Below are 15,059 nucleotides of genomic sequence, written 5' to 3'. Positions count from 1 at the left end.
TTGCTTGCTTGCTTGCTTGCTTGCTTGCTTGCTTGCTTGCTTGCTTGCTTGCTTGCTTGCTTCCAGATTTTAATTTTACATTCATTAATGTTCAATACCCCCACAACATTTTTATAAATATCTTTGCGACAGCTTCTGCTGTACTTTTACTCTTTATTATATAATCCAATTTTATCTGTTTTTGTCTTTTATCCATTATGATCCCTTCCTCTTATACCTCCATCGATGTAGTTTTAATGAACATATCTTAAAATCGTTTTTATCACTTTCTCAATCACAATCGGCTTTGACAAATGTGCATTCATTCCTGCATCCAGTGATGCCTGAACATCTTCAGCAAATGAATTGGCTGTCATTGCTATAATAGGAATGTTTTTTCCATCCGGTCTGTCATTCATCGCCCTGATTGCTTTTGCCGCTTCATAACCGTTCATTTCAGGCATCATGATATCCATCAGGATTACATCAAATGTGCCTTCCGGATGATTTCTGAAAATCTCAATAGCATTCTTTCCATCTACAGCTCTTTCTACATTCATCCCGAACTCTTCCAACTGCACGGCAGCAATCTCTGCATTCAGTTCATTATCCTCTGCAAGAAGGACTTTCACACCTGTAAGATTTACCTTTTCAGAAAAACCTGTGTCTGACTTATTACATTCCTTATCAGTAATTTCCAGAGGAATATCCACAGTAAATGTGGTTCCCTCATGCTTTTTACTCTGCACGGAAATGGTTCCACCCATCATATCTACATACTTCTTTACGATAGCCATCCCCAGTCCAACTCCATGGTACTGCGTTCTCACATCGGAATCTTCCTGTGCAAATTCCTCAAAAACTTCTTTTGTAAATTCCTCACTCATGCCAATACCAGTATCCGAAATGCGGTAACGCATATTTATATATCCATCCCCGCCCTTTTCCTGACACCGGGCTTCAAATGTAATCGTCCCTCCATCCGGAGTGAATTTCGCGGCATTGCTCAGAATATTGACCAGCACATCACGCAGGCGTGCAGGATCCGCAAGTACATTTGGAATCTTTGCTTCTTCACGCTGAATCTTAAAGTTGATATCCCTGTTCGTAAGAAAGCCTTTTGTAATATTCAATGCAGAATCTGTAATGTTTTTCACATCCGCCGGTACCGGATTGTATTTCACTTTTCCACTTTCGATGCGGGTCAGATCTAATACATCATTGATTAGCGACAGTAAATGCTCTGAGCTTTCGTCAATCTTTTCCAGACAATTTTTCACTTCGTCTGACGGATTGTTTTTCATTGCAATACCAGTAAATCCTATGATTGCATTCATCGGTGTCCTCATATCATGGGACATATGTGACAGAAATGCTGTTTTTGCCTTGTCTGCAGCCTGTGCATGCTCTGCCAGTTCCGCCATTTCCTCAGCTTTCTCCTGGGCCGCCTTCTGAGCTTTTTTTCTTGCACTGAGACGCACCATTATCACAGCTATAGCAGTCAGCAGCCATCCAAAAATAAGAAGAACCCAAACAGTAACAGCAGGATGCAGACGGATCCAGTCAACAAATGTCAGCTCTGTTGCTTTGTATGTGGTATACTGTGCTGCAAGATCTTCAACAAGATTTTTAGGCATGGCATACATTGCTTTCGTCAGAATACCAGCCAGCGCATGGTTCTCAGTTGATGAAATTACCATGCGGTAGGTGAATGTAGGCTGTTCCAGCAGAGTATATGTCATGGTGCCCGTAGTGTCACTGTTCACAAACGCCTGTGCCATGTAATAGTAGACGAAGGCAGCATCTGCTTTACCCTCACGGACAGCTTCCATCATTTCCTGTCGGGTACTGCACATCAGTTTTTCTGCACCGGGTGCCATTGCATCTTCAATTGAATTTGATGCTGTCTGGTCAACAGTAGTAACAACATTAATTTTTCCATCAAAGTCACGCCGTGTCACCCTTGCCAGCTGCATCGTAATGAAAGGTGCAGTAATCCCCCATTTTTTCGTCTCAGCATAGTTATCTGTTTCCAGACGTGCATCGATGCTCATATCTGTGGTTTCCTTATTTTTCTGATAAGCAATATACTCATCTCTGGTGGCAGGTGTAAGAAACTCATAGGAAATCCCGGCATAGTCTGCAATTTTCCGGAAGTAATCCGGGATAATCCCCTTCATCTCACCATTTTCATTATAAGAATATGGATAACGGGTCGGATCACACAGAACACGAATTGGGTTGTCTTTGGAATATTGTGCAATAATACTTTTTTCTTGCTCCGTATATTCCAGATTCTTAGTTTCTATGCTTTCATAATTTTTATTGTAAAGCGTCGTTTTCCAGTCACCCTCAACCGCATTCATCTGATCGATCGCATAATTGATCTCATTCAGCAATTCTGTATTGACCTTTTTAACAATGACATAGAAATCGCTGCTGCCAAATTTCTCCACGATTCGCTCATTGTTTGTTTTTCTCAGAGAACTGGTAACAATCGCATCAACTTTTTCGCTCTGAAGGGCTTCATCCATTTCTGTGGTCGTATCAAAATAAGATGGAACATATGTAAATCCTTTGTCGTCTGCAAAATCCGCAAACTCTTCATTCCGGGTGTTTCCGTTCAAAAGCGCCACACGCATACCGTTGTAAGTACTGTAATTGCCGTCCACAATCGTGCTGTTGTCACTGCGGACGGTCAGCATCCCATAATTGGTTCCGATCGGACGTGAAAAATCAAACTTTTCTTCTCTGTCCGGTGTTTTGCGGGCAGATGTTACCATGTCAATCTCGCCATCTTCAAGCATCTGCTGCATATCATCCCAGCTCTTATCATATCCGACATATTCGTAATCTACATCCCAATAACGGGCCATCAGCCGAAGAAAATCATAGCCATACCCACTGCGGTTGCCTTCTTCATCCATCACATGATAACCATCCATGGCAAAGAAACCGACTTTGACAGTTTCATGCTGCGAACTGTCCTCGGCTGCATATGCAGTCTGGGGAGAAAATATCATACACACGCATACAAAAACCAGTAATACTGCCACATATTTCTTTGCTCTCGAAATCATATTAAATCTCCTGTCTGTCAAATATATTTCTCTATACGTCTCCTTGTCAACCTCCTGGTTTAATAAAATTGCACTGCCGCATCAAATCCATTTGTCACTGTTCAGTGACCTGCGGTTCGGTGCCCCCCCCCGCCGGATTTTATGCTTCTGATCGTCTTTTCCAGCACCTTCATCTCAACCGGTTTTGAAACATGTGCATTCATACCGGCTGCCAGAGAATGCTGAATGTCCTCTGAAAATGCATTCGCAGTCATGGCAATGATCGGAATCGTCTTTGCCAGTTCATGGGAACTTCTGCGGATTTCCTTCGTCACCTCATAGCCATTCATAACAGGCATCTGTATGTCCATCAGGATCATGTCATAATCACCTGGAGCAGACTGTTCAAATGCTTTCAAAATCTCTTCGCCATTTTCACAGATGGTACATTCCGCACCTTCAATCTTTAACAATTCCGTCAAGATTTCCGCATTTATCTCATTATCTTCTGCACACAGGAACCTCATTCCCTGCAGAATATTTCCATCCTGCTCATCTGTTTCTTCCTGTACCGCCAGAGCAACCGTTCTATCCTCTGCAATTTTCAGATCCATGAGAACCTCAAAACAGCTTCCCTGCCCCAGTTCACTATCCACATCAATGGTGCCTCCCATTGCTTCAACCAGATTTCTGGTAATCGCCATTCCAAGTCCGGTTCCCTGTATCTTATTCGTCACAGAATTTTCAGCGCGGGTAAACGGATCAAAGATTATCTCTTTGAAATCTGCCGATATTCCCAAGCCATTATCGCTAACTAAGAAACGGTACTTTGCATAGACAGATGAATTTGTCTCACATTCTTCTACCAGAAGCTGAATTTTTCCACCTTCCTGCGTATATTTTATGGCATTAGACAGCAGATTACTGAAAATCTGCATCAAATGAACCTGATCCCCATTCACCCACTCATGCTGAATATTTTCTTTTATGATTGTAAGCGTCTGCTTCTTTTCATATATTTGAGAATGAAACATAGTGTCAAGCTCCTGTACAAAATCCAGAATAGAAAAGTCAGAATACTTGAAGACTGTTTTTCCTGCCTCAATCTTACTCATATCCAGAACGTCATTGATAATTCCCAACAGATGCTGTGATGAAATATCTATTTTATCTGCATACTCTATAACTTTTGCTTTATTACCTGCATCATGTCTGATCAAAGATGTAATACCAATGATTGCATTCATAGGTGTACGAATATCATGTGACATATTAGAAAGGAAATCCGTTTTCGCCTTATTTGCATTTTCCGCTGTCTGTAAAGCCTCTGTTGCAGCGTTCTTTGCCTTTTTCAGTTTTTGATTGACTACTTCCATTTCCTTCATTGTTTGTAAATGAAGTTCATTATTCCTTTTTTCATATTCTGCTTTTTGATCTGCAAGACTAAGTCTGGAAATACTGTAGAATAATCCGGCAAAAAGTAAAAGTATAAAACCTGCCATGAGTGTTGTTGTACACAACACCGTTTTCTGGTAATCCCTCAGCACATTGTCAATAACTCCCTTTGCCACAATACATACCAAAATGGTGTTGTTGCTTTCGATCGGGCAATACCCCAGATAATAGGGGTCCTGTTTTCCCAAAAGTGCAACTCCGGATTCTCCGTTATCAAACTTCTTTTTGAACAAATCAGCCTCTTCTTCTGTAATAGCCTGTTCCCCTTTTAAATGTTTTAACAAAGAATAATTACGCTGGTATTTATCACCACTCAGGTTCGTATACGTAATATTTCCGTCATCATCCAGCATGAACAAATATGCTTTCCCATCATAACCTTTCAGTTTTAACATGGAATCCAGTTTCGAATGATCATACACAGTTCCAATTGCCGTATAAGTTTCCCCATTGATAGTGTATTCCTGACATGGGATCGCAACCAGATAACCGTCTTTTTTCTTCTGATCATAATCAAGACGCACCAGTTTTCCAATATTGTATCCATTCTTTAAGTCCAGCAGAAATTTACTTGGCATATCAATCCGCATTTTTGTTCCATCTGCTGATATTGCCTGACCATTTTCCTGAAGGAATATAAGTGTACTTTCCGATTCTTTTTCCCATGCTTCAAAGAAACTTTTGTTCACATCCGTTTCAAGAGACAGCTCTCTCTCATGAAGTAAAAATTCCTCAACCAACTGCAGCTGGCTGTAGTACCCACTCACTTGAAGATCATAGGTCTGCTGTATCTGTTCAACAACAGCTCCCATACTGCTTTTTCCATTTTCGCTGATATACTTATTAGACTTACTTATAAGATACTTTATAAAAACTAAGCTTAAAAGAATAATAAGTAGTATAAGCAACAGCCTTGTTATTTTTTTTCTTTTATTTACCGCTTGTTCTATCTCCACTTTTACTGTTCAACCTCTATATAGTCTTCCGGTGCTGACGGCTGCTGTCCTTTTGACATTGCTTCGGTCCATGCACTTGATAATGTTGTATCTTTAAGCTGCTCAATCTCACATTTCGGATTTATTTTTGTCAAAACAGACATTGTGGTGTCTGTAAGAAGAATAGAGTATTCCTTTTCTTTGTCTATTTTCTTATCATTAACTGTTAAGTCCTTTAACGAAAATCCACTTTCCTCTTGACTGACGATAATTTTCATACCGGATGCAATTGGTAATTCGTATTTATTGGTTACATAAAAATTCTCATCAGCATCAGCAAAATAATTTTCCACGAGTTCATAAACCTGTTTACCATTAATTTTTGTAACATATAATGCTGTATCTGAACTCTTCGCTGTCATCATGCCAACCCGGCTGCTGGTGCATTCTCCTTTATACATAGAGGAAGTGAAATAATAATATGGTGCCAGAGCCAGCTGTGCATCATTTTCTTCTCTGATCGTAGTTAAAATGGAAGATGCTGCATCACGGCCATTTCTATCGTTCAGTGAAATGGAATATTCATTTTCAAAATTCACCGTTGCTTTTTCTTCTGGATCTTTACGATTCATTACACTGCGCAAAGTATCATAAGCCTGTGTTTCATCCATTTCCCCTGACAGTAATCCGTGAACAGCCTCAAGACTTGCATCAAATGATTTTTGAGCGGAATATCGGATATAAACAGCATTATTGTTAATTTCCTCTTCCAGTCCAGGCACATTCTGCATCATGGTTGGAACATCTGTATTCAATGAAATAACACCGCTTCCATCCGCAATCAGTTTTTGCCCCTCTTCTGAAATCATACAATCCAGCACATCCAGTGCAGTATCCAGTTTCTCCCGGTCTTTTTCCAGGTTTTTGTTAAATGCAATGTTTAAGGACGGAGTCATGTACACATAGGATTCATCCGATGTCTGTGAAAAATAAGGAATACGGGTCAGCTCCGCATCCATCTGTTTCTGCAGCTGCTGCATAACCGTCGGATGTCCATGAAACATTGCTGATTTTCCCTCGACAAACATCTGGATTCCTGTATCGACGTCAATATTGATATCTTCTTTACCAAAGTGCGAGTCTTTCAGAAACTGGCTGGTTTCTGAAAAAATACGTTTCCATAATGCATCATCAAACTTTACTTCATCCGATGCAGTCTCTGCACCGTTTCGCCATTCAATACCATCCAGGCTTGTGAACTCACCGATTGCCGCCGCCTGGATGATCTCATTATTAGACCAGTCTTCACCAAGATCCATGGAATACGGTTTTATGCCATTATCATAAAACTGCTGACAGGCCTGTACATATTCCTCATAATTTTCTGGAATCTTTACGCCATACTGATCAAACAGTGTTTTGTTGGCAATGATCGTCTGCGGAATACCACAGATTGGCAGCCACTGGATTTCATCCTCCTCATTCTTATAATATTGCACCGCATAAGAATAATACTTGGAAACAACATCATAAGAAGCAAAATCCATAAGATAAGGCTGTAAGTCCTGTGCATCTGTTCCAGAGAATCGACGTACTGTTATGATATCCGGTAATTCATCATGTTCTTTAAAATAACTGTATAAATCGGTATCATTGTTACCAATAATAAATTCAATATCCTGATCAGGAAACTGTTCATGGATATAGGGTGCAATATTTTTCATCAAACGATTTTCCCACAGATAAACGGTAAGATGATCATCATTTTTAGATACTTCTTTCTTTGACTGTCCACATCCAGACAAGACAGCAGATGCTACAAGTACACCTGACACCACTGCAATCAGACAACGTTTTGCCTTTTTCATACTTTTATTTTCCTCATTCTTTCCTGATAAAATCATTAATTATTGTTACGTCCATGAAATAACGCCGTAAAAAAGCACCGTCAGACAGACAGTGCACCTCATTTCATGCAACTGGCTGCCATTTTAAAGGCCCTGTAGCTTTGCGTCCCAGACTTTCATCTGGTTTGCCGATTTCCTTATTATAGATATAGCTTTTAAACTTATGCAAAAAACTGATTTTATTATACTTTAACTCCCTGCTATACACAAGAAAAACATTACTGTTTTAATGCCCGAAAACCAAAAAAGAACAGCCGATATATACATCGAACCGTTCTCCCAAAAATCAATTTCTAAAGCAAAACCTTTTCTCATGTATTCTTTTAAAATCCCAGTAACCCAGATTCTGAACTGTGTTCCTCGTTTTGATTTTACACGATAGCCAACAGAAATAATAACATCAAGATTGTAATAATCTACATTGTAAACTTTTCCATCAGTAGCAGTGTAGGCAAATTTTGCCCACACTGACTCTTTTTCTGACTCTCCCTCTTTAAAAATATTTCTGACATGTTTTCCAATCACACTACGATCTCTCTGAAACAATTCTGCCATCTAATCAATAGACAACCAGACTGTATCACCATCAAAAGTAATTTCAACTTTCGTCAGACCATCCTCTGTCGTATAAATAATCATATCTGCTTTTTCTTTGTCCATAAATTAATTTTCCTCCAAAATCAGATACATTATCAACGTGAACGAGTCACTATAGCGAAATCATCATTCCTCATCTTTACCATCTTTAATACGGTAGTAATCCTCCATATCCTCGCTGAGTTTTACTGTCGTATCTGGTTTTCGGTTGCTCAAGAGGCACACAGTCTCGACTGTGTTTTCTTCGGGCATACGAATTCTTGTCCCTTTACAATCTCCATAATACACCGGAAACGCAAGATCAATATGTTCAATGCGCGAACCCTGACTTGTCCCATTATTAACAGTTTCATTCTTCAATTCAATCTTCTCAATAAATGTATTCATAAATTCTTTCTTTTCCATATCTGTCATTTTATCATACAGTATATCAAAATCCAGAAGAAATTCATACAGTTTTTTACCCGTAATTTCTTTCCCGTAAGATGCCCCAATCTTAGCATCAATATCTTTCATCGCCTCCTCAAACTCTGCCACCTTATCATACATGTTATCCAGCCTGTCCTGCATATCCTGGTATTTTCTCGTATAATGCTTATCCCCAGTATCCAGGCGATCCAGCATCTGTATCAGTTTTAGTTTCGACCCTTGTACCTGTTTCAGCTGTTTTTGCAGCTGCTCCCTCTCAGTTTCCAAAGCAGAAACATCCACCTTCTCTTCCAGTTTCTCCTGCACAAAACTCCTGAACTCATCCTCCGCAACCATATACCGGATAAATTCCTCTACTTCTGCATTAAACACTTTCTGGTTCAGCATCGGCTTATAATCACAAATCTTTCCATCGACTTTTTTTCTGTGATGGCATCTGTAATAAAATGTATCCTTGTATTCCCCAGTTTTCTTATTCTGCCGTCGCTGAACAGTTCCACTCATTCCACCGCCGCAAAGAGGACATCTGATTAATCCAGTTAAAATATGTTCATGCTCCAGACTATGAGTTTTAACAAACCTAACCCCCGTCCTCTTCCTTTTCTCTCTCGCCGCTTCCCACGTCTCTTCATCCACAATCGCCTCATGCAGTCCATCCGCCAGCAGGTAATCATCTGTCTTCACCCGCCGGTACTCATCCCTCGTTCCCTTCACCTTCTCTGTAACATTCTTCCCGTAAGCAATCTTCCCTGTATAAACCGGATTATCCAGAATCTTCATGATCAGCCCTCTGGCAAAATAGTTCAGTTCATGTCCTCGTACCTTTTTCTTCGTATAACCTCTCTGGTTCAGATAATTGCAGATAGCATCTGCTCCCATATCCGTATGCACAAACTTGTCATAAATGATCCGCACAATCTCCGCTTCTTCCTCATTCACCATCAGTGTGCTGTTCCCGGAATCCAGATCATATCCGAAAGGAGCCTGCCCGCCATTCCATTTTCCCTCTCTGGCCTTCTGCTTTCTTCCTTCCATTGTCTGGACCAGAATATTCTCCCTTTCAATCTCAGCCACTGCCGACAGCACCGTGATGGTCAGCTTGCCGGAATCCTTAGAGGAATCAATCCCGTCTTCCACACAGATCAGATTCACGCCATAATCCTGGATAAACTGCAGGGAATTTAAAACATCCGCCGCATTCCTTCCAAAACGTGACAGCTTAAACACCAGAATAAATGCCACCCCGTCACGTTCCTCGGACACATCCTGCAGCATCCTCTGGAACTCCGGCCTGCCCGTAATACTCTTTCCGGATTTTCCTGCATCACAGTATTCCCTGACCACTTCCATGTCCTGAAACTCCGCAAACTTCATCAGCCGTTCCTTCTGTGCCTCCAGGCTGTAACCATCCACCTGCATTGCCGTAGAAACACGAATATAAATATAACATTTCTTTCTCACTCCACATTCTCCTTCCTGTATTCTACATCTGCATTCAGCATCCGAAAATGCTTCAAAGCATCCATGATTGCCAGTTCCTTCTCCACCGGACAGACCGGCACATGATTCTTATTTTTCGCCGGCTTATTATAAGCCTTTCCCACATCCAGACCATACTTCCTTTTTACCTGTGCAATATATAAGGAAGAAATATTCATTCCATACTTTTCTTTCACATATGCCATGATTTCCGCATAGGTTGCTTTTGCCTCAGAAACAGTCACCCGATGCTCCGTACAGTCTACTTCAAATGTCACCACTTCATCCGGTTCATCATTCTCTGCCCTTTTCCCTTCATCCTCATAATAAACCGGAAAGCGAAAAACAATCCTTTTCAGAATCCTGCCATCTTCCCTTTCATCCTGGAATACATCAATCCTTTCAATGAACTGCCTGCACAGCTCCCTGCGTTCCTCACAGTTCATTCTCTCAAACAGCAGGTCAAAGTTATCAAGAATCTTCTGTATATTATCAGAAGAACGAACGCCTTTCTTCAAAGCCTCCATCCGCTTTTTCAGCTTCCGGATCCTTTCCTCCAGAATCTCGATCCTGTCATAAACCTCATCAATCTTTGACTGAACAGCCTCATATTCATCGTCATAACCTTCTGCAAGAACATCCAGATTATCCAGTTCCGTCCCCAGCTTATATTTCAGATGCTCCTGACTGTGCAGTTCTTTTCTGGTTCTTTTCAGATCCGCTTCACAGGCATCCAATGAACTCCTGTCTCCAACCGTATTCATAACCGCCTGACGGAACTCCTTCGTCTCTGTCACCTTTCCCACAATTTCCATCACAGCCCTGTCCAGTTTGTCCTGATTGTACGTCCGCCTGCAGCTGCAGACATAACCTTCACTCTTACGTGTATTCCTGCATCCATAGGAATAAACAATCTTATAATAACCGCCATGATTATTGTTCTTTCGTTTATTCTTTTTTGTGACCATTCCTGTCCCACACTCCGGACATTTCACAAGCCCGGATAAAAGACTGATCCGCCCCGGATCATCTACTTTCTTCTGCTGTTTTCGCAGCCTCTTCCGTTTCTCCTGCACCTGCATCCAGATATCTTCCGGAATGATTGCCTCGTGCTTTCCCCTGACGGAAATAACCTCTTTTGGATTTCTTTTAATCTCCTCAGAATTTGTCCGTCTGTTATATACTATCATTCCATAATAAACAGGATTTCCAAGCACCGAAGAAACAAAATCCGAAGTAATAACTTTATCCTCTCCCTTCACAACACGCTTATAACCATTCTCATTCAGCCAGCCGACAACCGTATTCAGTTTCATGTCCGGCTCCAGATACTTCTGATAAATCAGCCTCACAAGATCTGCAGCTTCCGGAACCACCACCAGTTCCTTATTCACACTCACATATCCATACGGCACGCCTCCGCCAGGCCATCCACCGCTCATCAGCTTCTGCATCCTCGCCGCCATGAACTGCACAGTAATGTTCTCATGTTCCATTTCTGCCACAGCAGACAGGATAGCAAGTGTCAGCCTTCCACCCTGTGTGGAACTGTCAATGGCATCCTCAACACAGACCAGATCCACATCAAAGTCCATCAACAGCTGCACAGACTTCAAAATATCTGCCGCATTCCTTCCAAAGCGGGATAACTTAAACACCAGAACACAGGAGATTTCATCTTTCTCACAGGAAATATCATCCATCATTTCCATAAAAGCCGGTCTGCCCTTGATACTCATTCCGGATCTTCCTGCATCACAGTATTCCCTGACCACTTCCATTTCTTTATAGTCCGCATACTTCCGAAGCCGCTCTGTCTGTGCTTCCAGACTGTATCCCTCTGTCTGAGCCGCCGTAGAAACACGGGTATATATGTAACATTTCTTTCTCAAATCTTCACCTCATTTCGGTTGCCCATCGTCATACGGTTGCCGTACATAAAATATATCGGAATCACCATTCTGTGCCAACTCGCAGAACGACCAAAAAAACTGCCCCAAAGTCCACCTTCCCCTATGCGGTTTCCATAGTGCAAAAAGACCGGCAGCCCCAAAAGACCACCGGCACACTCGATCACTTTCCCTGCAGCTGTGCATTTCTCTCCTCAATCTCCCCCAGAACCACATCCCCGTACTTCTGGATCATTCTTGCCAGAAACTCTGCACATTTTTCCATGTTTAGCCTGGCCTGTTTCTCCGTCAGTCTGCCGGTATCGATCAGTTCAATTTTTCCCATAGCCAAAAACCACCTCCTACTGTTCCAAGGAGTCCTGGTCCCTGATTTTTTGACTTTCCGGACAAAAAAATAAACCCGCTGCCATCCACAGATTTCTCCGCAAACAGCAACAGGTTTCCCCCGATGCATTTATTTACTTTATCATCCGTTCAATACCATCGGTCATACGGATTCCCACGCACCCTCTTTGTCTCTGGTGCCTTCTCAATACTCTTTTCAGCTTCTTCCCTCGTCGCAAACAGCCTGTGAGCCTTCACCTGTATTCCGCCGCCCGTATCTGTAAAACGGACCAGGAACATCCCGCCGGAACACCTGCGGATCTCCACCTCCCGCACAAATCTGTTTGATTCCACAATATATGCAGTATCCCCGACTTTCATAAAATCACACTCCTGCACTCAAAACATCCTTCATCCTGACCAGAACCGGAAGCACCTGCCCGTCAGCAAATCTCCGGTCAAAAGAACCATTGGAAAAAGGATCCTCTCTCAGCAGCATTGTCAGTAATGCTGTACAAAGCTCATAATCTGCACCTGAAATTCGTTTCAGCTCCTCATTACAGTCAATCGGCTCCGTAATCATATAATCGCCATAATTTGTTTTCAAATCTCCCAGATCTTCCAGAAGTTTAACATACCGGCTTTTATCCGGATCATTCAACAAAAGGACAGACCAGATTGCCTGTATTTTGCCAGTATTCGTCAATCTTATTCACCGCCTTACTTTAATCGAATATATGTTCTATCATGATAACATATTCCTTCCCGCACTTCAATCTTTCACTTTAAAGAATATAAGAAATGATTCTTCATAATCAAAATCAAAAATAGAGCATATAGGTTTCTCCATACGCTCTATCATTTTTAACGCTCAATTATTGATGAATTAACATATCATAAATAGTTTTCAATACAAATCTAAAATACTGGGAGATCATCAAAACAATTGCTATAAAACAAAATTGTTTGCCATAACAAAATATACCGCATTTCTCCACCGCTTTGCATTTTTCTATTTTACAGTGTCAAAATATCCAATGATTCCAATGTATCCATCCTTCTTTAAAGGCGACCACAATGTATGCAATTTCATTCTATACATCTGACTGTTATTATCCACCGTCGCTTTTATCGTGGCAGATATTTCTTTATTTTGTACAGATGTCTGATGTAATAAGACACGAATACATTGAACATCTTCTTCATTTACTCCAAATTCTTTGAAAAAATTGAATTTCGGATTATCTCTCTGACATAAAATCTGATGTTCTCCGTTTAAGATAGTAAATTGGCCTGAAATTGCATTGTAATCAATTGAGTTCATTCCACTGTTTGATTTAAAGAAATCGATCTTTTCCTGCATGACCTTGACAACACTCTGTGAATAATTTTGATTCGGCAAAGATCTGTCGCTAAGTATTTCATTAGAAAGTCTCTGTACTTCATGGTAATAGCTATTTTCATCCATTTCCTTATCATTAAACATATTTGAAAATTGAAGACTCAGTTCTTTCAAACATTTTAGAAGGATGGGGTTAAATTGTCCGCATTGCCCATCCAGGATCATTTGAATCGCTGTGTCATGATTAAATGCTTTCTTATAACATCTTTCACTTGTAAGTGCGTCATAAACATCGACAATTGATACCACCTGTGCAGAGATTGGTATTTCTTCACCTTTCAAGCCATCCGGATAACCCTTTCCGTCCCATCTTTCATGGTGCCATCTGCTGATTTCCCATGCAGTATGCACCAGTGGATGATCTTGCGGAAAGTCCATATCCTTAATTATAGCTGCGCCAAGCTCACTATGGGTTTTCATAATCTTAAATTCTTCATCTGTAAGTCTGCCTGGCTTATTCAATATTTCCTCCGGAATACGGATCTTACCAATATCATGAAGGGAAGAAGCAGTTGTAATCAAAGCAATATCTGCCTCTGTCAAAGGATAAGCATCTGTTACTTTTACCAGTTGTCTCAGCATCATCTCCGTTGCTGTTTTTATATGCAGGATGTGTTCTCTGCTCTCGCTGTTACGGGATCCCAATATATTACTCATAATCCGGATCATGATATTATTATTTTCTTCTTTTTCGTAAACCTGATTATAAACCACATTTATCAAATGCTTTTGGTTCATATAGAGGCCCAAGGTATTCTGAACTCTTTTCTTTACAATCACAGAATCAAACGGTCGTGTGATATAATCTGTGATTCCCAGCTCATATGCCTTACGCATAGTATCAACAGCATCTTCAGAAGATATCATGATTACAGGAGTTTCAGCAATACACTGGCTTCTTTTCATTATTTTCAAGACTTCAAAACCATTCATCTGTGGCATATTGATATCCAAAAGCATCAGATCAATTCCAATATTTTCTCCTATCATCTGGATTGCCTGATTACCATTTTCGGCTTCCAGATAGTTATAAGCATCTCCAAGAATCTCCTTCAATATATCCCTGTTAAATTTTGCATCATCTACAATCAGTATTTTTTGTTTTTTATCCACATTTTTCTTTCCTTTATCCACTCGTTTTTTATGATCTTCCAAGCACTTGATTCAAGGCAGAAAGTCATGTCGCATCACTTAATACTACAGCCCCTTCTTTATTTCTTCAATTGTCATCTCATATACTTCTGTTACTTTTTCCATTGCTTCCGGTATCCCCGGCTGCTCTCCGGTTCTATCTCTCAAAAGTTCTGTCAACTCATGACTAACCTCATACAGACGGTCAAAGGAAAGATTCTGACACACCCCTTTCAGTGTGTGTGCACCGCGGAAAGCATCTTCATAATTTTTATTTTCCAATGCCTGTTTTAACTGTATATAACTCTGATCTTCAAGGAACTTTAATGCAAATCTCCGAATCAGTGCTTCGCTGTGAAGGCGTTCCAAGACAGCTTCATAGTTTCCTCCAATAGCTTCATAACACTCTTGCATTGTCATATTTTAGTCCTCCTGTCTATATTTCACCGCTT

10 protein-coding genes, 1 pseudogene and 1 riboswitch are annotated in these 15,059 nt (G+C 40.8%); all 11 genes and pseudogenes read right to left on the bottom strand.

The window, feature by feature from the left end; all coding sequences use genetic code 11:
* Positions 1 to 233 precede the first annotated feature (233 nt).
* Positions 234 to 3,059: a transporter substrate-binding domain-containing protein gene (locus DWX28_RS14665; RefSeq protein ID WP_118253395.1), complete on the bottom strand. Its 2,826-nt coding sequence runs from the start codon at positions 3,057 to 3,059 to the stop codon at positions 234 to 236.
* Between the two features lie 101 nt (positions 3,060 to 3,160).
* Positions 3,161 to 5,305: an ATP-binding protein gene (locus tag DWX28_RS14660; RefSeq protein WP_118253391.1), complete on the bottom strand. Its 2,145-nt coding sequence runs from the start codon at positions 5,303 to 5,305 to the stop codon at positions 3,161 to 3,163.
* A 146-nt stretch (positions 5,306 to 5,451) separates the two neighbouring features.
* Positions 5,452 to 7,296, bottom strand: coding sequence for an ABC transporter substrate-binding protein (locus DWX28_RS14655; RefSeq protein ID WP_118253388.1), 1,845 nt, complete (start codon positions 7,294 to 7,296; stop codon positions 5,452 to 5,454).
* A gap of 103 nt (positions 7,297 to 7,399) precedes the next feature.
* A riboswitch (cyclic di-GMP riboswitch) is annotated at positions 7,400 to 7,475 on the bottom strand.
* 106 nt (positions 7,476 to 7,581) lie between these two features.
* Positions 7,582 to 7,995, bottom strand: a pseudogene (locus tag DWX28_RS14650) (virulence RhuM family protein); the annotation flags it as partial.
* A gap of 63 nt (positions 7,996 to 8,058) precedes the next feature.
* On the bottom strand, positions 8,059 to 9,822 hold the full coding sequence (locus tag DWX28_RS14645) for a recombinase family protein (RefSeq protein ID WP_255420410.1): 1,764 nt from the start codon (positions 9,820 to 9,822) through the stop codon (positions 8,059 to 8,061).
* Positions 9,819 to 11,732, bottom strand: coding sequence for a recombinase family protein (locus DWX28_RS14640; protein WP_118253385.1), 1,914 nt, complete (start codon positions 11,730 to 11,732; stop codon positions 9,819 to 9,821). The genes DWX28_RS14645 and DWX28_RS14640 overlap by 4 nt, the downstream gene beginning before the upstream one ends.
* 181 nt (positions 11,733 to 11,913) lie before the next feature.
* Positions 11,914 to 12,075 carry a hypothetical protein gene (locus tag DWX28_RS19430; protein ID WP_158565318.1) on the bottom strand — a complete coding sequence of 54 codons (162 nt, stop codon included), beginning with the start codon at positions 12,073 to 12,075 and terminating at the stop codon, positions 11,914 to 11,916.
* A gap of 149 nt (positions 12,076 to 12,224) precedes the next feature.
* Complete coding sequence (locus DWX28_RS14630) at positions 12,225 to 12,455, bottom strand: hypothetical protein (protein WP_118253379.1); 231 nt, start codon at positions 12,453 to 12,455, stop codon at positions 12,225 to 12,227.
* 4 nt (positions 12,456 to 12,459) lie between these two features.
* A complete protein-coding gene (locus tag DWX28_RS14625) occupies positions 12,460 to 12,780 on the bottom strand; it encodes a DUF6508 domain-containing protein (protein WP_118253376.1) in 321 nt (106 codons plus the stop codon).
* 306 nt (positions 12,781 to 13,086) lie between these two features.
* Positions 13,087 to 14,589 (bottom strand): response regulator, encoded by a 1,503-nt coding sequence (locus tag DWX28_RS14620; protein WP_118253400.1) that lies wholly within the window; start codon positions 14,587 to 14,589, stop codon positions 13,087 to 13,089.
* 84 nt (positions 14,590 to 14,673) lie between these two features.
* Positions 14,674 to 15,027: an Hpt domain-containing protein gene (locus DWX28_RS14615; RefSeq protein ID WP_118253373.1), complete on the bottom strand. Its 354-nt coding sequence runs from the start codon at positions 15,025 to 15,027 to the stop codon at positions 14,674 to 14,676.
* Between the last annotated feature and the right edge of the window lie 32 nt (positions 15,028 to 15,059).

This window comes from Blautia sp. AF19-10LB (assembly GCF_003461245.1).
In the GTDB taxonomy this organism is placed as follows: Bacteria; Bacillota; Clostridia; order Lachnospirales; family Lachnospiraceae; genus Blautia_A; species Blautia_A intestinihominis.
The sequence above is the reverse complement of the archived record's forward strand: the minus strand, read 5'-3'. Positions and strand labels throughout refer to the sequence as shown.

Coding starts and splice junctions, on each gene's coding strand:
- DWX28_RS14665 (WP_118253395.1), bottom strand. CDS start 3,059: ATGATTTCGAGAGCAAAGAAATATGTGGCAGTATTACTGGTTTTTGTA.
- DWX28_RS14660 (WP_118253391.1), bottom strand. CDS start 5,305: ATGGGAGCTGTTGTTGAACAGATACAGCAGACCTATGATCTTCAAGTG.
- DWX28_RS14655 (WP_118253388.1), bottom strand. CDS start 7,296: ATGAAAAAGGCAAAACGTTGTCTGATTGCAGTGGTGTCAGGTGTACTT.
- DWX28_RS19430 (WP_158565318.1), bottom strand. CDS start 12,075: ATGGGAAAAATTGAACTGATCGATACCGGCAGACTGACGGAGAAACAG.
- DWX28_RS14630 (WP_118253379.1), bottom strand. CDS start 12,455: ATGAAAGTCGGGGATACTGCATATATTGTGGAATCAAACAGATTTGTG.
- DWX28_RS14615 (WP_118253373.1), bottom strand. CDS start 15,027: ATGACAATGCAAGAGTGTTATGAAGCTATTGGAGGAAACTATGAAGCT.